The sequence below is a fragment of the Halopseudomonas sp. T1L2 genome, from assembly GCF_055397385.1.
Genome location: NZ_AP040865.1, coordinates 2,177,918 through 2,196,251 on the forward strand (window position 1 = coordinate 2,177,918; position 18,334 = coordinate 2,196,251).

Sequence of the window (18,334 nt, forward strand, 5' to 3'; positions counted from 1 at the left end):
GCGACCTGTCGCGTCCCTGCACATGCCCCACCCACGCCCGCTGCAGGGCTAGGGCATCCCGAGGCCGGACGGCCTAGCGTGGAGGCAGGCTCAGCACGACCACTTTCACCAGCAACAGCCCGCTCGACACCTGGCCGATGCGGGTAAACGCCGACTTCGACAGGTCAATCACCCGGCCACGAACGAAGGGGCCTCGGTCATTGATGCGCACCACAACCGATCGGCCGTTATCCAGATTGGTCACCTGCACCCGGGTGCCGAAGGGTAAGGTGCGATGGGCTGCGGTCAGCGCATCGTGACGATAGCGCTCGCCATTGGCGGTCTTGCGCTGCTCGAACTTGTCCGCGTAATAAGACGCCTGCCCGGTCTCGGCCGCGCCTCCGAGCTTGCCGCCGCCCAGATGACTGCAACCGGCCAGCGCCAGCATAATCAGACCCAGAAACAGAACACGTCCGTTCAATACGACACACCTTTTGCAATACGAAGCCAGTACCTCCGGGGCGAAGGCGGTGGTCGGATAGACCGCGCTATCAGCGTCGGGTTCACGGCAAGAGCGTGCGCCCGATAACCGGCACTGGCGTGCGCACAGCATCACACCCCGTCAGGGCGTTGCGGCAGGCTCATTCAACCCGGCATCCGTCCTGACCCGCAGAAAGCGGGCAAAACGCGGCAGACCGCCAGAGGTCAGGCCATTAAAGCGATAGGTCACCAGCGTACCAATGGCCGGTGGAGACTGGCGCTGCGCATCACTCAGGCCACTACCCAGCCGAAATCGCCGCCCGGCCCCATCTGCGACCAGCAGAGCGCCCACCTGCCCCCGGTATTTGCCGAGGCCAGCGGTATAACCGACAACCCGTGCCTCGGCATCCTCGAACGGCTTGTATTTGAGCAACAGCGGATGACGCCCGGCGCGGTAGCGCGCGCTGGCGTGGTGGAGCATCAACCCCTCGCCGCCACCGGCCACCGTACGCTCAAGCAGCGCATCCAGGTCGTCGGCGCTTCCCAGCCGCTGCTGCGCCACCGGCTGCAGTGAAGCGAGCTGCAAACCGGCCAGCTCGCGCATCGCCAGCACCCGGGCGCTGAAGTCACCGCCGTGCTCGGGCAGGTCAAACACCATAAAGCGCACCCCTTGCCAGTCAGCGACGCTCGCCTGCTGGCGGCGAGCCAGTGCGCTGACCTCATCAAACCGCCCACGTCCGAGCCACAACTCACCATCCATCGGCAGTACCGGCCAACCGAGGGTGAACTCCGCCGGCGCATTGATGCGGTAACCGCCACGACTCAGCAACTGCTGACCGTCCCAGCGCGCGCGAACGCCGTCGAGCTTCTCGCTGACCCAGTAGTCCGCAACCGTCCCTTCACCACGATAAACCTCGGCCAGCATCAAACCGCTGTCGGCGCTCGCCGGCAGGTGCAGCAAGGCACAAAAGAGCAACGCTCGGCGTATCCATATGCGCACAGAAACCTCCCTGTTCGGGCCAAGGCCAGCAGCGCGCCAGCGCCGAGATCGATCAAAGCGCCCCAGCCTAATGGCATCGATGCAGCGGGCAAGGACTCTAAGAATAGTGTGGGAACCGGCTCACACCTGCACGCGCAGTCGGGACTGTCACTGCGCTATACTGCGCCGAACGAACGGGATTGGATTTTTTATGAAAGTGTGTGGTGTTGACCTCAACAGTAACGATGCCAATGTCTGCCTGCTGGCACTCGATGACGAGCTGTTCCAGCTGCCTGATTTCCGCGCGCGCCGGGTCAGCCTGACCGACAGCAACAGCACCGGCGCGCTGCGCCATTTCCAGCAGACCTTTGCCAAGCTGATGCACGACTACAAGGTCGACAAGGTCGTTATCCGCCAGCGGCCGATGAAGGGCAAGTTTGCCGGCGGTGCCGTGGGCTTCAAACTGGAAGCCGCGATCGAGCTGATTGCCGATCTGGACGTGGTGATCATGTCACCGACCGATATCAAGGAGTCGATCAAGCGCAACCCCATTCCGGTCCTGTTCTCTGAAACCGGGCTGAAGGCCTATCAGGAACCCGCCTTCAACACCGCATTCGCCTATCTGATGAAAGACAAGTTCGCCAACTGACAGCACCGCGGCCGGCAGCCCGACCGGAGTCCGTCCGGATCAAGCCATTCGGGCTGCCTGCCAACCCCGCCTCGCCCCCAGCCCGACCTGCCCCCATTGCCAGCCACAGCCAGGCATGGCCTAATGCCAGCTAGCGATAAAAACCATAAAAAATTTGTGGTATTGCAGCCAGCAACAAGCGCGTACCTCACCGGCCACCCGGTAGCCGGCACTGCCGATAACTCAACTAGTATTGAGCTTGTCAACGGACTGAACGCTAGCTGGCTCCCTGACTGGATTATCAGAACTATTATGTCGTAATCGAGTTAAACCGCGCTCAACAAAGAGAAGCTGAATGGGATTCAGACCGCTGTCTATCAGGCGCAACATCTGGCTGCTCTACAAGCTGCTGTGTGCTACTGCGGTCATTGCGCTGGCCGGCCTCACGTATGCCCACTGGCAGTATCTGACTGCGCAGACCGAGGCCTCCCAACGCAGCCTGGTCAAGCAGTGGTTCGGCAGCTTTTCATCGCTGCTGGAGCAGCAGGAAACCATCATCACCCTGATTGGTCAGGACATCCTCCTGCGCCAGCGCGAAGGCAACCCGGATATTCGATCCGAGCTGGACCGGCTGATGAACATCAATCCGGAATTCTTTGCCGGCTTTGCCCTGTTTTCCACCGCAGGCGAGGTGCTGGACACAACCTCCAATCTGGTCAGGCCCGACCCGCCAAACCTGCTGCAACAGCCCGAATCGAAAGACTCCTTCGTATACGCCATCGAAAGCGACAAAATGGTCCTCGGGCGAACCTACAACGCTCCCAGACTGGTAATCCCGGCCAGAAAGGCCATTCGCGATACTGACGGGCAGTTGCTGGGCATCATGACCGGCGCACTGAAAATCCAGGCGGACAGCGGTCATTTCGCCCATGCGGCCGTCCTCGGTCCACATAACCGCATCACCATTCTTCGCACCCGAGATCGCTATATCCAGTACGCGACTAACGGGGAGCTGATCGCTGACTTCTTCGTCCAGCCCCTGCCGGAAACGCAGTATCGGCAGCTCATGCAGGCCCTTCAACAGGGCCAGCGCGAACCTGAGCATCCCTCAGAGCGCCAGGCCACCATCACCTTCAGATGGGATACCAATTCGGACAGAGAGCACGTCCGTGGCGTCGCACTCTACAACTCCCGGTACGAATTCTGGCTGCTGTCTGAAGTTGAAGAAGGCTATCTGATCAATCAATTCCTCAAGACTGCAACGCTTTATATTGCGTTGGCCGCGGCGTTTCTGATCAGCATGTTCTACCTGTTTCGCTTTATCGACCGGGAGCAGCAACACCGCCGCCAGCAGCTGCAATATCAGGCCGATCACGACACCCTGACCGGCCTGCCCAATCGCAACTTTCTGCTGGAGGCCTTTGACCAGTGGCAGACAGGAAAACAGAACTTCTCACTGCTGTTCATCGACCTCGACCACTTCAAGGGCATCAACGACCATTTCGGCCACAGCATTGGTGATCAGATCCTGGTAGAGCTGGCACGCCGCTTCGAGCAGGCCCTGCGTGAAGACACCCTGCTGGTGCGGCACGGCGGTGACGAGTTTGTGCTGTTGATTGCCACCCATGCCGACAGTACCGCCGCCGAGGAGCGGGTTGGCCGGCAAATTAACGCCATTTGCGCCAATATTGCCTTCTCCAATATGACCTTCTCCCCCGGCTGCAGTATCGGTGTGGCGCGCTACCCGGAGCATGGCACCACCCTCGACGAGCTGCTGCGCGCGGCGGATGTGGCCATGTATGAGGCCAAGAAGGAGCGCAACACCCTGCGCTTCTTCCGTACCGATCTGGAAGAGCAATACCTGTACCGAGTCAGGATCGAACAACATCTGCGTGGCGCCGAAACCCGCGGCGAGATCTTCCTGGTCTATCAGCCTCAGGTTGACCAGCATGGCCGCATGTATGGAGTGGAAGCACTGATACGCTGGCAAAGCCCGGTTCTGGGCAGTGTGCCGCCGGACGCCTTCATCCCGATTGCCGAGCACTCTGGGCTGATCACCACCCTTGGTTACCACATCATTGACCGGGCGCTGGCCGACATCGCAGGGCTGCAACAGCAAACCGGCCAGACCTTCAGCCTGTCGATCAACGTCTCCGCCCGGCAGTTGATGGAAAACGGCTTTATCGATCAGCTGCTGGAACGAATCGACAGCAGCCTGCTGGGCTTTGAGCAGATATGTATCGAAGTCACGGAAAATCTGCTGATTGAAGACATCGAGCAGATCCACCATATCCTGACCCGCGCCAAGGACGCCGGCGTGCGGATGTCACTCGATGACTTTGGTACCGGCTATTCCTCGCTGAGCACCCTACGCTCGCTGCCGTTTCACGAGGTCAAGATCGACAAAAGCTTTGTCGATCACGTCACCGACGACAAGACCGCCCTGGCCATGGTGCAGAACATCATCGCCATCGGCCAGAACTACGGCATGACCGTGCTGGCAGAAGGCGTTGAAACCGAGGAGCAGTTGCAGTGCCTGATCACCTGCGGCTGCGACCATTTCCAGGGCTACCTGTTCGCCAGACCACTCACTCTGGACGACCTGCGCGCCTGCATCGCAAGGGAAAGCCTGTCGCCAACGCAGTGAGCCGGCGCTAGTCGGCGAAGGCTCACAGATCAACCGACCAGCCACTGATAAATCAGCCGCCCCGGCGCCAATGCACCCAGCCCGGCTCCGATAACGCCGATAAGGGCACCGACCGCAAAGGCGCGATGCCGCCTGATATGGCCGGCTCGGGCCGAATACACCGACACCGCCACACACACCAGCACCCAGACCGACAGCAGATGGATAGGGCTGTAGCCATGGAACACATCCATAAAGCCGGTCAGCCAGAACGAAGACACGGCCACAATCACCATCGCCGTCATCCACGACCAGCCCACAACCCTATGCAACCGCGTCCCCTTGCGGGTCAGCAACTGAAAGCCCCCGGCCAGCAACGCCCAGAGTGCAGCAACAAGATGAAGCGTAACGGCCATGGTGCACCCGCGCGCTAAGGTGGATAAATTCACCAGCCGGTGGGGCGGGTGTCAGATAAGTAGGTGATATGTATAAATTTTGAACGACAAATTGTCTGTATAACGCCAGCCGTAACCGGCGCATTTGTAATGAGCGCAGCGAACGAAAAATGCGTCCGCGTTCACGGCCTTGTTAGCGCTTCTTAGCTGATGCGAGGGCTTTCTTAACCTGATTAAGCAGCCGCGACACATTTCCAATTCGGTTGTCTTCATCAGCCTCTTCACTTAACCAATCCCTTGCTTTTTCCAAATAAGAAACAGCGACTTTATCTCGATACTTCTGCCAGTATCGCAACGAATGGTCAGCAAAAGACATGGCATGGAAGGCCTTTCTTACATCCGCTGAATGACATTGCTCTAATGCCTCCATACTTTCGTCCAGGGCTTTACGAACGTCCGGCGAATCTTTTCGTTCAATATTAGCTTTAAACTTAATGATCGCGTATGAGTTCTTTATTGACCAGTTTCGACTTCCACCTTTGGAAATAGCTTCATCTATGACTTCAAACGCTTGCTGGTGGTCTTTTCTTCGGCTCAAATACAACGCTTTTTGTTGCAAATTAAATGGTGAGTTATGTTTTCGATAAATCACATCGTATATTGCCGCGCCATCTTCTACCTTTGGAAATGCCCTCTCGAATATTCGCGCGTCATATGCCCGCCGCTTAAAGGAATCGAAATTCGGGACGCAAAATCGAGGAACATTGTTGTGGAAACTAATCAGCATTGTCGCCAAGTCTTCTGTTGGCGCTATTGTAGAAATATGATCCGCCAGCAAGTTTGAGCGTATCGAAAAGTAATCTTGATCCTCTTCAGCAAACTCGCCAACATATTCCGACAAGCTGCTACTAAGAATAGCTATCAAATCGTATAACTCCCTGTAGTCGTTATACGATTTACCAAAATAGCTATAAATTACATCCATTGAGGTTATGCTTCTGCATGTATGCAGGTAGCACGCCAATAGGAAGAGCTGAACAAGCTGCTCGTCTTTTTCTCGAAGGCCATCTATGACATTGTGGAAACGCTCCTTAATTGATGGCGTTCTGCAGTTTCTTTCAATGAGCTCGAACAAAGAGTCGCCATCTCTAAACTTGTAGCGCTTTCTCGACTTTATATCTACAGGAATATTGTTAATCACTGCTTGGGCATCTTTTTCATCCAACGCAGTAATGTCGATTATCTCAATGTCTTTCCTCAGAAAATTAGCACTTGAAGCAGATAGATATGCATAATCTCTTTCGGCAATGATTAGCTGGGCGGCGGCAAAAACTGAGTGCAACACCTGACCTTTCCGGTACGGTGCAGCCCTATGTCTTATTCCGAACTCAGCGTTGAAGAGCGTGCCACCATTCAAGTTAGTCATGCCCAAGGCCTCAGCTTGCGCAGGATTGCCTGCTTGATCAACCGATCCCCTTCGACGGTCAGCCGAGAGATGCGCCGCAATCGAGATGCAGCTGGCAGCTACTCGGCCCGCGTGGCTCAGCAGCGGATGAAGGTCCGCCGCCAGGCTTGTCGACCCATGCGAAAGCTGCTGCCAGGTAGTGAGCGCTTTGAACTGGTGATCCATATGCTGCGCCAGCGTTTGTCTCCCGAGCAGATTGCCGGCAAGCTGCGCAGTATGAACATACCCAGTCTTAGAGATGCCTACGTCTGTCGCGAGACGATCTACAACGCGATTTATGCCCTGCCCGTCGGTGAGCTGCGCAAGGAGTTGATCCTTCGTTTGCGCCAAGGCAAGACGACACGTAGACCACGCCTTGGCGGTGTGGATCGGCGCGGGCAGATTCCAGAGATGGTCAGCATTCACTTGCGCCCGCCGGAAGTTGAAGACCGACTGATGCCGGGGCATTGGGAAGGCGACCTTATTAAGGGTAAGGCTAACGCCTCGTCTGTAGGTACGCTGGTGGAGCGCACTAGTGGCTACCTGATGCTGGTGAAGATGAACGACGCGACGGCGACCTCGGCAATGGAGGGCTTCAGCGCCGCCCTCAATAACATGCCGCTGGCGATGCGCAAGAGCATGACCTACGACCAGGGCAGGGAAATGGCACAGCACGCCGAGATCACCCAGAGAACCGGTGTGGCGATCTACTTCTGTGACCCGCACAGCCCTTGGCAGCGCGGCAGCAACGAAAACATTAATGGCCTGATCCGCCAGTACCTGCCCAAGGGCACTGACTTGTCGGTACATAGCCAAGAAGAACTGGATGCCATTGCGTTTCAACTGAACATGCGTCCACGTAAGCGCTTCGATTTCAAATGTCCTATCGAAGTCATGAGCGAAGTGATGCAGAAAGCCTTGGCTATGCAATATGATGCTCCTGCGTCAATTCAATAACCGTGTTGCACTCAGCTCCTGCAACCGCCCTGAATATTTTTATTTTTGGAAAGATGATTTAATGCTTCAATTGATGTCTGTAAATTATCGACGAACAACAAGGCTGGAATGCCAGATAGCTTCGTTGCGATCGTTTGTGCTTTTGCAGTCGAAATTTCCGAAAGCAAAATCTTAATGCCATTGAAACTGTGGAACGCGGCAAATTGCATTAGCAATGTAGTCTTGCCAGTTGCCGGCCCTCCAGTTATTAAAACATTTTTACCACTATTGACTTGCTCTTCGACGCTGCTATAAAAGCGAAGCTTTGCGACACGCGGAGAATAGATATCACTCCAAGTGGGAGCAGCTCCAAGGTAAAAATCTTGTATTGCTCTGTGTTTGATGTCGGAGTGACTTGGAATTGCGTATTCAGGAAAAGGATTTACATGAGCTTCCTTGTCAGCCGGAGATACTGCCTCGAACTTCTTGAGATATTCTAAAAATTGCTCGGTGTCGGAGCTTATGATTTTTAGATCTAATGATTTGTAATACTGTATTTCATCGTCGGATGTGTATTCCGGATGGACAATTATCCATGAGTTCTTCTTGTTATTGTCATCTATAGCGTCGGAAAACACTTGGAGAGTTCCTGCGTCTCTTAACGCATACCCCCAGAATAGGGTTGGATGCCTATTCATAAGGGATTTAAAATAATTCCATCGGGCAGGGTCATTAGAAAACGCGCTAGCAATATCTAAGTCGCCAAATATTAGTGGCGACTCATCATCAGAAATACTGCCATGAAGATATATATAATCTATCGCAGATTTATCCTTGATGCTTACCCCATTTAACCTTGTGTTGTTTAAGTACTTATTCGGATTGCCACGAAATACAGATTCCAAGAGATTGTCCACGTTAGTGGTAAATATAAATCTTGGATTTATGAATTCCAAGTATCTGTATTTGCCACTAAAGTCACCTACATCAAACCTTGCCTTTATGTATCTATCCAGATCATCCTTTCTTGAGCGCGATAAGAATGTACACAACTGTGGCAGTTGCAACGTTTTTGGAGCTGTAGGGAATTCTTCCAATAGCTCATTACGTAAGTCATCCCCGATAGGCAGGGGGCGTCCTTGTTTATCTTTAGCGAGCAGCGAAAAACCCGCACCTGTAAAAATATTAATACCTTCGCGCAGACAGCGTTCGAATGTGCTTTTGCTCTCGATTTTCATTCTTGCCTCTATTGTGTCTTTTTTTGCGCTAACAGTTGAGTGGACCGACGGCTTTATGACTGCATATTCGTGACTTCTTCATAACAACGTCTCGCCCAGGTTATCAAACAACTAAAAATTCTCTTTAAAACAATTGGTTAGATTGTTGTCGCCGCATACCATCTGTATTCGCTTGACTTCCTCTTTTTGCGCAACCAATAATACTGTACAAACATACAGCATTGATGCGATATGGACACCACACCAGTCAAGCCACGCCTGCACGAGCAGTTTCGTAACGTCATCAGGGTGAATCACTACAGCATTCGCACCGAGAAGACCTACTGGTACTGGATACGCTACTTCCTGCGTTATCACCAGATGCGTCACCCTCTGGAAATGGGGCCTGCCGAGGTCAGCGCTTTTTTGACCTGGCTGGCTGTCAGCCGGCATGTGACTGCCGCTACGCAGAATCAGGCACTTAATGCTCTGGTGTTTCTTTACGGGAAGGTGCTTGATCGGCCACTGGGTGATATCGGTGACACAGTGCGGGCGAAGCGCCCTGCACGTATCCCGACAGTGCTGACGCACGGTGAAGCAACCCAGATCATCGCCCTGCTGCAGGAGCCTCACAAGCTGATCGCGTCGCTGATGTACGGTTCGGGGCTGCGTGTTGTTGAAGCCTGTCGGCTGCGTATCAAAGACATCGACTTCGACCGCCAGATCATCACGGTGCGCAGCGGCAAAGGGGACAAGGACCGCACGACGCTGCTGCCGACGTCGCTGATCGAGCCGCTGCGTGAACGCAGAGCGCGCATCCAGCGTGCCTGGCGCAAGCAGGATGCGTTTTACCAGTGCGATGCCAGCCTGCCCTGCGCGCTGCGGCGTAAATACCCTAACGCGGCGCGGTCGCTTGAGTGGCAGTGGCTGTTCCCCTCGCAGGGGTTGTGTGCTGACGATGAGGGCAACATCGTGCGGCACCATCTGCATGTCAGTGCGGTGCAGACCCTGTTGGGGCATGCTGATGTGCGTACTACGCAGATTTATACCCATGTCCTTGGTAATGCCTTTGCCGGGGTGCAAAGTCCGCTCGGGTAGGCCTTTGGCTTAGCCGGGCAATCCGTTTCCTGCTTCAAGACTATTGCAGGGCGTAATGGGCTGTCTATCCCCCGAAACGCTGCGCGGCTGTTAGACGCCGCTCGGGCGCAGCATGCTGCGCCCCTACGGTAGGGCGCAGGTGTATCTGGCCGCATTCACAGCGGCAAAACAACTCTGTTTAAACGAACAACCCCGGCGCGGGGCCGGGGTTGTTGCGGGGTTGCTGATAGCGCAGCGGGCGTTTAGCCGACCCACACGCGGGCGTTGCGGAACATGCGCATCCAGCCGCCGTCTTCGCTCCAGTCATCCGGATGCCAGGAGTTCTGCACCGCGCGGAACACGCGCTCGGGGTGCGGCATCATGATGGTGACGCGACCGTCGCGGGTGGTCAGGCCGGTGATGCCGCGCGGCGAGCCGTTCGGGTTGGCCGGGTAGCGCTCGGTCATGCGGCCACGGTTGTCGACGTAGCGCAGGGCAACCGCGTTGGCGGCTTCACAGGCGTCAACGGCGGCGCTGCTGGCGAACTCGGCGTGACCTTCACCGTGGGCGATGGCAATCGGCAGGCGGCTGCCAACCATGCCACTGAGGAAGATCGACGGCGAGGGCTGGACTTCAACCATGGCAACCCGCGCCTCGAACTGCTCGGAGCGGTTGCGCACAAAGCGCGGCCAGTGGTCGCTGCCCGGGATCAGCTCACGCAGGTTGGAGAGCATCTGGCAGCCGTTGCACACGCCAAGGGCGAAGGTGTCCGGGCGGGCAAAGAACGCGGTAAAGGCTTCACGGGCGATGCTGTTGAACAGGATCGACTTGGCCCAGCCCTCACCGGCGCCGAGGACGTCGCCGTAGGAGAAGCCGCCGCAGGCGACCAGACCGCGGAAGTCGGTCAGGTCAACGCGGCCGCTGAGGATGTCGCTCATGTGCACGTCGACCGCGCTGAAACCGGCGCGATTGAAGGCTGCCGCCATCTCGACCTGACCATTGACACCCTGCTCGCGCAGAATGGCGACACGCGGGCGCACCCCATTGCTGATGAGCGGTGCGGCAACGTCGTCGTTGATGTCGAAGCTGAGCAGCGCGTGCAGACCCGGGTTGGCGTCGTCGGCGATGTTCTCGAATTCCTGATCGGCGCACTCGGCGTTGTCACGCAGGCGCTGAATCTGCCAGCTGGTTTCGCTCCAGGCCTGTTGCCAGACCGCACGGGTGTTCTCCAGCACCGGCTTGCCATTGAACTCGAAGCGAATGCTCTGCTCGCTGCTCGGCTGGCCGATCACCGCGCTGCAGTCACCCAGACCGGCGGCAGACAGCTGCGCCAGCACTTCTTCGGTGTCGTCCTGGGATACCTGAATGACCGCGCCCAGTTCTTCGTTGAACAGCACCTCGGCCAGTGTGCTGGCGTCTTGCGCCAGTACGTCGAGGTTGATGTTCAGGCCACAGCGGGCGGCAAAGGCCATCTCGGTCAGAGTGGTGAACAGGCCACCGTCGGAGCGGTCGTGGTAGGCAAGCAGCAGCTCGTCCTGGTTCAGGCCCTGGATCACGGCAAAGAAGGCCTTGAGGTCTTCGGCATCGTCCAGATCCGGCACCTGCTGGCCGATCTTGTTGTAGACCTGCGCCAGCGCCGAGCCGCCCAGACGGTTCTGGCCACGGCCCAGATCAATCAGGATCAGATCGGTCGCACCGTGATCCAGACGCAGTTGCGGGGTCAGGGTGGCGCGCACGTCCTGTACCGGGGCAAAACCGGTAACGATCAGCGACAGCGGCGAGGTAACCGACTTCTCCTGACCAGCCTCATCCCAGCGGGTCTTCATGGACATGGAGTCCTTGCCGACCGGAATGGTGATGCCCAGCTCGGGGCACAGCTCCATGCCGACTGCCTTGACGGTGTCGTACAGGCGCGCGTCTTCACCCGGGTGACCGGCAGCGGACATCCAGTTGGCCGACAGTTTGATGTCGGACAGCTTGGCGATACGCGCGGCAGCCAGGTTGGTCACGGTCTCGGCAACCGCCATGCGGCCGGAGGCCGGGGCGTTGAGCAGCGCCAGCGGCGTGCGCTCACCCATGGCCATGGCTTCACCGGTGTTGACGTCGAAGCTGGTAGAGGTGACGGCACAGTCAGCAACCGGCACCTGCCACGGGCCGACCATCTGGTCGCGGGTGACCATGCCGGTGATGCTGCGGTCACCAATGGTGATCAGGAACTGCTTGCTGGCTACCGCCGGCAGGCGCAGTACGCGCTCGGCGGCATCGCTCAGGTTCAGCTCGTTGGCGCTGAAGTCGTCGCCCTGCTCCGCCTCACGCTTGACGCTGCGGTGCATGCGCGGCGGCTTGCCGAGCAGAACCGATAGCGGCATATCGACCGGCTGGTTGTCGAAGTGGCTGTCGTTGAGCAGCAGCAGTTGCTCTTCAGTTGCTTCACCGACCACGGCGAAGGGGCAACGCTCGCGCTGGCAGATGGCTTCGAAACGCTCGAAATCGGCGTTCGGCACGGCCATTACGTAGCGTTCCTGGGATTCGTTGGACCAGATTTCCAGCGGGCTCATGCCCGGCTCGTCGTTCGGTACGTTGCGCAGCTCGAAACGGCCGCCGCGGCCACCGTCATTGACCAGCTCCGGGAAGGCGTTGGATAGACCGCCCGCGCCCACGTCGTGGATAAAGGCGATCGGGTTCTTGTCGCCCAGTTGCCAGCAGCGGTCGATAACCTCCTGACAGCGGCGTTCCATTTCCGGGTTCTCACGCTGCACCGAGGCAAAGTCGAGGTCCTCGGCGCTTGCACCGGTAGCCATGGAAGACGCCGCGCCGCCGCCCAGACCGATCAGCATCGCCGGGCCACCCAGTACGATCAGCTTGGCGCCAACCGGGATGTCGGACTTCTCGACGTGGGTTGCACGGATGTTGCCCATGCCGCCGGCGATCATGATCGGCTTGTGGTAGCCACGGGTTTCCGGGCCACGGGGCGAGTCGATGGTGGTCTCGAAGGTACGGAAGTAACCGTTCAGGTTCGGACGACCGAATTCGTTGTTGAACGCAGCGCCGCCGAGCGGGCCTTCGATCATGATCTGCAGCGGCGTCACGATGCGCGACGGCTTGCCGTTGTCTTCTTCCCACGGCTGAACAAAGCCCGGGATACGCAGGTTGGACACGGTAAAGCCGGTCAGGCCGGCCTTCGGCTTGCCGCCGATACCGGTTGCGCCTTCGTCACGAATTTCGCCACCGGAACCGGTAGACGCGCCGGGGAACGGGGCAATCGCGGTCGGGTGGTTGTGGGTTTCCACCTTCATCAGGATGTGCACCGGCTCTTCGTGGGCGCGGTACTCGTTGCTGCCCGGCACCGGGAAGAAACGGCCGGCGGTGAAACCTTCGATCACCGCGGCGTTATCTTTATACGCCGACAGCACGCCTTCGCTGTGCATCTGATAGGTGTTCTTGATCATGCCGAACAGGCTCTTGTCCTGCGCCTGACCGTCGATATCCCAGCTGGCATTGAAGATCTTGTGACGGCAGTGCTCGGAGTTGGCCTGGGCGAACATCATCAGCTCGACGTCGCTCGGGTTGCGACCAAGGCCGGTGAAGCTCTCGACCAGATAGTCGATCTCGTCTTCGGCCAGTGCCAGACCCAGGCTGCTGTTGGCTTCAACCAGGGCGGCACGGCCACCGGCCAGAATGTCGACACGCTGGAACGGCTTGGGCTCGGTGTGGGCAAACAGCGGCGCAGCGGCCTGAAGATCGTCCAGCGCCAGCTCGGTCATGCGGTCGTGCAGCTCGGCTTTCAGCGTCGCGCGGTCATCGGCAGACAGCTGGCCACTGACGTAATAGGCGATACCGCGCTCCAGACGCAGCACCTGATTCAGACCGCAGTTGCGGGCGATATCGGTCGCCTTGCTGGACCAGGGAGAGATGGTGCCGAAACGCGGCACTACCAGCACCAGCTCGCCGGCCGGCTCTTCGACCGGCACGGACGGACCGTAGCGCAGCAGACGATCAAGCACCTGCGCGGATTGCTCGTCCAGCTCGCTGCTCAGCTCGGCGAAATGCATGAACTCGGCGTAAACCCCGGTCACTCCGGCAAGGCGGCCTTGCAGCCTGGCGAGCAACTTGGTACGACGAAAATCGGAAAGGGCTGGGGCTCCACGCAGGATATGCATGTCGGTAACGGCCTCGGGATGCGAACAGTGGGAAAAAAGAGGCGCATAGGATACCCCAAGCGGGCCGGTTGGGCCATGCCGTGCGCAGCAGGCCGACCAGCCGTGCCGATTGCACTGGCGACTATTGCCGCACCGCGCTTTTGCCTATACTGGCGCCATGCATCGACCAGCCTTTCACCCTCCCCGTTTCAAGGCTCTGGCCACCGCGCTCTGCGCTGTTCTGCTGGCCGCCTGTGAGCAAAGCAGTCAACTGGAGCAGATTCAGGAGGCCGGTTCACTGCGGGTGATCACCCGCAATACGCCTACCACCTACTACCAGGATCGTAACGGTGATACCGGTCTTGAGTATGAGCTGGCCAAGCGCTTTGCCGACAGCCTGGGCGTGTCACTGGACATGCAGACCGCCGACACCGTGGACAGCCTTTACCACCAGCTTGCTGATGCCGACGGCCCGCAGCTGGCTGCAGCCGGGCTGACGGTCAACCCGGCGCGCAGCGAACAGGTCCGGTTTGCCACGCCGTATCTCGACGTCATTCCGCAGGTCGTCTACCGCCGCGGCAGTCGCAAACCGCGCAGCATTGAAGATCTGTACTACAAGCGTCTGATGGTACTCAAGGGCAGCACCCTGGCTGACCAGTTACGGGAGCTGCAGGCCAGCCACCCGGAGCTGACCTTCGAAGAATCCGACAACGTGGAAGTCGTCGACCTGCTGCGCATGGTCAACGACGGCGAGATCGACAGCGCGGTGGTCTACTCCAACGAACTGGTGGTCAATCAGGCGTTCTATCCGGCGGTCAGCGTGGCCTTTGACCTCGGTGATGGCCAGCCGATGGCCTGGGCGCTGCGCGAATATACCGATACCACGCTGCTGGATGCGGTTAATGGCTTCTTCGCCGCGATCAAGGACGACGGCACGCTGGACCAGTTGATCGAGCGTTTCTACGGCCATTCCGACGTACTCGATTACGTCGGTGCCCGCGCCTTCGCCACCCACATGCAGACCCGCCTGCCGCGCTACGAGACCTATCTGCGCCAGGCCGGCGATCAGAACGGTCTGGACTGGCGCCTGCTGGCCGCGATGAGCTACCAGGAGTCGCTGTGGGATCCGGACGCCCGCTCGGCAACCGGCGTACGCGGCCTGATGATGCTGACCCTGCCGACCGCCAAGTTTGTCGGCGTCACCAACCGGGTTGATCCGCAGCAAAGCATCAACGGCGGCGCCCGCTACCTGATCTGGGTACGCGACCAGATTCCCGCGGACATTCCGGAGCCGGACCGCACCTGGTTCGCGCTGGCCGCCTATAACGTCGGCCTTGGCCACCTCGATGACGCACGCAAACTCACCGCCGAGGGTGGCCGCGACCCGAACCGCTGGATTGATGTGAAGGATTTTCTGCCACTGCTGCAAAAGAAGCAGTGGTACAGCAAGACCCGCTACGGCTACGCCCGCGGCTCTGAACCGGTGCACTACGTGCAGAACATCCGTCGCTACTACGACATCCTGCAATGGGTCACCCAACCCCAATCCGAATCCCGCCAGCAACCCGCCGAGCAATACCACGCACCGGGGATTCTCGAGCAGTTGCCGGATGGGGTGTAGCGCAGCGCTACACAGCTGCAAGCTATAAGCGGCAAGCCTCAAGCTAAAAGCAAAACCACCTAAGCCGCGAAGTGGGTGGTCATAGCCTGGTGCCGTCTTGATGCCACCCTGGCGGAGACGCCTCCGCCCGACAACACCGAGACACATCGCCGGCCCGTAGGGCGGACTAAGCGCAGCGTGTCCGCCGCGTTCCCGCAAGTGCCGAGGCTCAACGTATTTTGCCGGCTTGATGCCACCCTCGCGGACACGCCTTTGGCTTTGTCCGCCCTACAGGGAGGTTGCCGACGAACGGGATGAAACACCTCGCGCACACCGCCACGCCGCAAAGAACCATAAAAAACCCGCGCGATTCAACACCGCACGGGTTTTGCTTGCAGCTTGCAGCTTATGGCTTGTGACTACGCCTTCCGCCGCTCCCTGAAAAACGCCGACAACAGCGCCCCGCACTCCTCGGCCAACACCCCGCCCTCCACTTGCATGCGGTGGTTCATCCACGGTTGATCCAGCACCTGACTGCGGCTGGCGACGGCGCCGGCACGCGGTTCGCTGGCGCCGTAGACCAGACGTGCGATGCGACTGTGAATCAACAGGCCGGAGCACATGGTGCAGGGTTCGAGGGTGACGTACAGGGTGGTGCCGGGCAGGCGGTAGTTCTGCAGGGCCGTTGCGGCCTGGCGAATGGCAACCATCTCGGCGTGGGCGCTGGGGTCGAGGCTGGTGATCGGCTGGTTGAAGCCTCGGCCGATCACCTTGCCATCCTGAACCAGAACGGCGCCGACCGGGACTTCGCCCCGCTCGGCAGCCAGCCGGGCTTCGGCAAGCGCCAGCCGCATAAAGTCGATATCCGCTGGCGTCATGGCGAGCCCCTTTCAACAACCGATCAGATCAGCTTGCGCTCGCGCAGCAGGCCAACCACCTGCTCAACACAGCCTTCCAGATCCAGCTCGGCGGTGTTGAGCACCAGATCGGCATCGGTCGGCGCTTCATACGGGAAGGACACACCGGGAATGGTGCCTTCGACGTTGGCCGCATAGATACCGGACGGGTCACGTTGCTGGCAGACCTCCAGCGGGGTGTTCAGGTGAACCAGCAGGCAGCGATCGCCGAGGATATGACGCGCGGTGGCGCGGCTTTCCTCGGTCGGCGCAACGAAGGCACCGATGGCAATCAGGCCCGCTTCATTCATCTGACGCGCGATACGTGCACCCTTGTGCAGGTTCTCGGCACGGCCGGCAGCGTCCATCGCCAGCCCCTTGCTCAGGTCTTGACGCAGGACCTTGCCATCCAGCACGTAGCAGGCACGGCCAGCGTCAAACAGCTTGCGTTCCAGCGCGTAGGCGATGGAGCTCTTGCCTGCACCGGACAGACCGGTGAACAGCACGGTAACCGGCTCCTGACCAAAGCGTTCAGCGCGCTCGGTCGCCGTTACGTGGGCCAGTCGGCCGTGGTGACCGCCACTGGTGTTCTGACCGTCCTGCGCCTTGGCGACGATCATGCCCGCGCCTACTGTGCCGTTGGTCATGCGGTCGATGACGATGAATGCACCGGAGGTGTGGTTGGTCTGGTAGTCGTCATAGGCAATCGGACGTTCCAGCGCAACCTGTACCCGACCAATCTCGTTCAGCGCCAGCTGGGCAGCGGGCTGCTGCTCCATGGTGTTCACGTCGATACGATGCTGAATGCGGGTAAAGGACGCCGGACTGTAGCTGGTAGCGCGCTTGATGTCGTACTTGCGGCCCGGCTGCATCGGCTGCTCGGCCATCCACACCAGCGTCGCTTCAAACTGATCACCGATCAGCGGACGGTTGTCTGCGTGGCACAGCATGTCACCGCGGGAGATGTCGATCTCGTCTTCCAGCGTCAGGGTGACTGCCTGACCTGGCCCGGCTTCTTCCAGCTCACCGTCAAAGGTGACGATGGATTTGACGCGGCTGCCCTTGCCGGACGGCAAAACGGTCAGCTCATCGCCCTTGCGCACCACACCCGAGGCGATGGTACCGGCAAAGCCGCGGAAGTTTAGGTTCGGGCGAGTTACCAGCTGAACCGGGAAGCGCAGGTCGGTGGTGTTACGGTCGCTGGCGATCTCGACGGTCTCGAGAATTTCCATCAGCGACGGGCCGGTGTACCACGGGCTGCGCTCGCTGCGATTGACCACGTTGTCGCCCTTGAGCGCCGACATCGGCACAAACTGCACCTTGTCACCGTCGAGCAGCTCCAGGCCGCTGGCGAACTGCAGGTAGTCTTCGCGAATCTTGTCAAAGACGGTCTGATCGAAGTCCATCAGGTCCATCTTGTTAACCGCAACCACGATGTGCTTGATGCCCAGCAGGGATGCGATAAAACTGTGGCGCTTGGTCTGGGTCTGCACACCATAACGGGCGTCGATCAGAATGATCGCCAGATCACAGGTGGAGGCACCGGTCGCCATGTTGCGGGTGTACTGCTCATGGCCGGGGGTGTCGGCGATGATGAACTTGCGCTTGGCGGTGGAGAAGTAGCGGTAGGCAACGTCGATGGTGATGCCCTGCTCACGCTCGGCCTGCAGACCATCAACCAGCAGCGCCAGATCCACTTCCTCACCGGTGGTACCAGACTTCTTGGAGTCACGGGTGATGGCTTCCATGTGATCTTCATAGATCATCTTGGAGTCGTGCAGCAGACGCCCAATCAGCGTGCTCTTGCCGTCATCGACGTTACCGCAGGTCAGAAAGCGCAGCAGTTCCTTGCGTTCGTGCTGGCTCAGGTAGGCCAGGATGTCCTGGCTGATCAGATCGGATTGATGCGACATCTATCAAAGCTCCAAGCTGCAAGCT

The 18,334-nt window shown here is 58.8% G+C and carries 13 protein-coding genes; 5 read left to right on the top strand and 8 right to left on the bottom strand.

Annotation, left to right across the window (positions count from 1 at the left end):
• Positions 1-73 precede the first annotated feature (73 nt).
• Together ACZ5WQ_RS10220 and ACZ5WQ_RS10225 are read right to left on the bottom strand one after the other, a co-directional pair.
• Complete coding sequence (locus tag ACZ5WQ_RS10220) at positions 74-427, bottom strand: septal ring lytic transglycosylase RlpA family protein (RefSeq protein WP_464383644.1); 354 nt, start codon at positions 425-427, stop codon at positions 74-76.
• Between the two features lie 174 nt (positions 428-601).
• On the bottom strand, positions 602-1,459 hold the full coding sequence (locus ACZ5WQ_RS10225) for a DNA ligase (RefSeq protein ID WP_464382266.1): 858 nt from the start codon (positions 1,457-1,459) through the stop codon (positions 602-604).
• A 190-nt stretch (positions 1,460-1,649) separates the two neighbouring features.
• Here ACZ5WQ_RS10225 and ACZ5WQ_RS10230 point away from each other — a divergent pair, with 190 nt between their 5' ends.
• On the top strand, positions 1,650-2,087 hold the full coding sequence (locus ACZ5WQ_RS10230) for a DUF3010 family protein (RefSeq protein ID WP_088273265.1): 438 nt from the start codon (positions 1,650-1,652) through the stop codon (positions 2,085-2,087).
• A gap of 334 nt (positions 2,088-2,421) precedes the next feature.
• Complete coding sequence (locus ACZ5WQ_RS10235; protein ID WP_464382267.1) at positions 2,422-4,713, top strand: bifunctional diguanylate cyclase/phosphodiesterase; 2,292 nt, start codon at positions 2,422-2,424, stop codon at positions 4,711-4,713.
• 29 nt (positions 4,714-4,742) lie between these two features.
• On the opposite strand, the gene ACZ5WQ_RS10240 is transcribed toward ACZ5WQ_RS10235, so the two are convergent.
• The gene (locus ACZ5WQ_RS10240) at positions 4,743-5,108 is read right to left on the bottom strand and encodes a DUF2306 domain-containing protein (protein WP_464382268.1); all 366 of its coding nucleotides are present in this window, start codon (positions 5,106-5,108) and stop codon (positions 4,743-4,745) included.
• A 172-nt stretch (positions 5,109-5,280) separates the two neighbouring features.
• The gene (locus ACZ5WQ_RS10245) at positions 5,281-6,432 is read right to left on the bottom strand and encodes a hypothetical protein (protein ID WP_464382269.1); all 1,152 of its coding nucleotides are present in this window, start codon (positions 6,430-6,432) and stop codon (positions 5,281-5,283) included.
• 27 nt (positions 6,433-6,459) lie between these two features.
• Here ACZ5WQ_RS10245 and ACZ5WQ_RS10250 point away from each other — a divergent pair, with 27 nt between their 5' ends.
• Positions 6,460-7,488, top strand: a complete 1,029-nt coding sequence (locus ACZ5WQ_RS10250) for an IS30-like element ISPsp4 family transposase (RefSeq protein WP_464382270.1) — start codon at positions 6,460-6,462, stop codon at positions 7,486-7,488.
• A gap of 11 nt (positions 7,489-7,499) precedes the next feature.
• Here the strand turns inward: ACZ5WQ_RS10250 and ACZ5WQ_RS10255 are convergent, their stop codons facing one another.
• Positions 7,500-8,705: an SIR2 family protein gene (locus tag ACZ5WQ_RS10255; RefSeq protein WP_464382271.1), complete on the bottom strand. Its 1,206-nt coding sequence runs from the start codon at positions 8,703-8,705 to the stop codon at positions 7,500-7,502.
• Positions 8,706-8,936: 231 nt separating this feature from the next.
• Here ACZ5WQ_RS10255 and ACZ5WQ_RS10260 point away from each other — a divergent pair, with 231 nt between their 5' ends.
• Positions 8,937-9,782 (top strand): integron integrase, encoded by an 846-nt coding sequence (locus tag ACZ5WQ_RS10260; protein ID WP_464382272.1) that lies wholly within the window; start codon positions 8,937-8,939, stop codon positions 9,780-9,782.
• Positions 9,783-10,024: 242 nt separating this feature from the next.
• Here the strand turns inward: ACZ5WQ_RS10260 and purL are convergent, their stop codons facing one another.
• Positions 10,025-13,921 (bottom strand): phosphoribosylformylglycinamidine synthase, encoded by a 3,897-nt coding sequence (purL, locus tag ACZ5WQ_RS10265; protein ID WP_464382273.1) that lies wholly within the window; start codon positions 13,919-13,921, stop codon positions 10,025-10,027.
• 157 nt (positions 13,922-14,078) lie between these two features.
• Here purL and mltF point away from each other — a divergent pair, with 157 nt between their 5' ends.
• A complete protein-coding gene (mltF, locus tag ACZ5WQ_RS10270) occupies positions 14,079-15,521 on the top strand; it encodes a membrane-bound lytic murein transglycosylase MltF (RefSeq protein ID WP_464382274.1) in 1,443 nt (480 codons plus the stop codon).
• 398 nt (positions 15,522-15,919) lie between these two features.
• Here the strand turns inward: mltF and tadA are convergent, their stop codons facing one another.
• Both tadA and cysN read right to left on the bottom strand, forming a co-directional pair.
• Entirely contained in the window at positions 15,920-16,378 is a 459-nt protein-coding gene (gene tadA, locus ACZ5WQ_RS10275; RefSeq protein WP_464382275.1) for a tRNA adenosine(34) deaminase TadA, read from the bottom strand.
• A 23-nt stretch (positions 16,379-16,401) separates the two neighbouring features.
• Positions 16,402-18,309: a sulfate adenylyltransferase subunit CysN gene (cysN, locus tag ACZ5WQ_RS10280; RefSeq protein ID WP_464382276.1), complete on the bottom strand. Its 1,908-nt coding sequence runs from the start codon at positions 18,307-18,309 to the stop codon at positions 16,402-16,404.
• Positions 18,310-18,334: the final 25 nt, after the last annotated feature.

Excerpts from the sequence above, each read along its gene's own strand:
- ACZ5WQ_RS10250 (WP_464382270.1), top strand. The coding sequence starts at position 6,460 with ATGTCTTATTCCGAACTCAGCGTTGAAGAGCGTGCCACCATTCAAGTT.
- ACZ5WQ_RS10260 (WP_464382272.1), top strand. The coding sequence starts at position 8,937 with ATGGACACCACACCAGTCAAGCCACGCCTGCACGAGCAGTTTCGTAAC.
- cysN (WP_464382276.1), bottom strand. The coding sequence starts at position 18,309 with ATGTCGCATCAATCCGATCTGATCAGCCAGGACATCCTGGCCTACCTG.
- tadA (WP_464382275.1), bottom strand. The coding sequence starts at position 16,378 with ATGACGCCAGCGGATATCGACTTTATGCGGCTGGCGCTTGCCGAAGCC.
- ACZ5WQ_RS10235 (WP_464382267.1), top strand. The coding sequence starts at position 2,422 with ATGGGATTCAGACCGCTGTCTATCAGGCGCAACATCTGGCTGCTCTAC.
- ACZ5WQ_RS10240 (WP_464382268.1), bottom strand. The coding sequence starts at position 5,108 with ATGGCCGTTACGCTTCATCTTGTTGCTGCACTCTGGGCGTTGCTGGCC.
- mltF (WP_464382274.1), top strand. The coding sequence starts at position 14,079 with ATGCATCGACCAGCCTTTCACCCTCCCCGTTTCAAGGCTCTGGCCACC.
- ACZ5WQ_RS10230 (WP_088273265.1), top strand. The coding sequence starts at position 1,650 with ATGAAAGTGTGTGGTGTTGACCTCAACAGTAACGATGCCAATGTCTGC.
- purL (WP_464382273.1), bottom strand. The coding sequence starts at position 13,921 with ATGCATATCCTGCGTGGAGCCCCAGCCCTTTCCGATTTTCGTCGTACC.
- ACZ5WQ_RS10220 (WP_464383644.1), bottom strand. The coding sequence starts at position 427 with ATGCTGGCGCTGGCCGGTTGCAGTCATCTGGGCGGCGGCAAGCTCGGA.
- ACZ5WQ_RS10255 (WP_464382271.1), bottom strand. The coding sequence starts at position 8,705 with ATGAAAATCGAGAGCAAAAGCACATTCGAACGCTGTCTGCGCGAAGGT.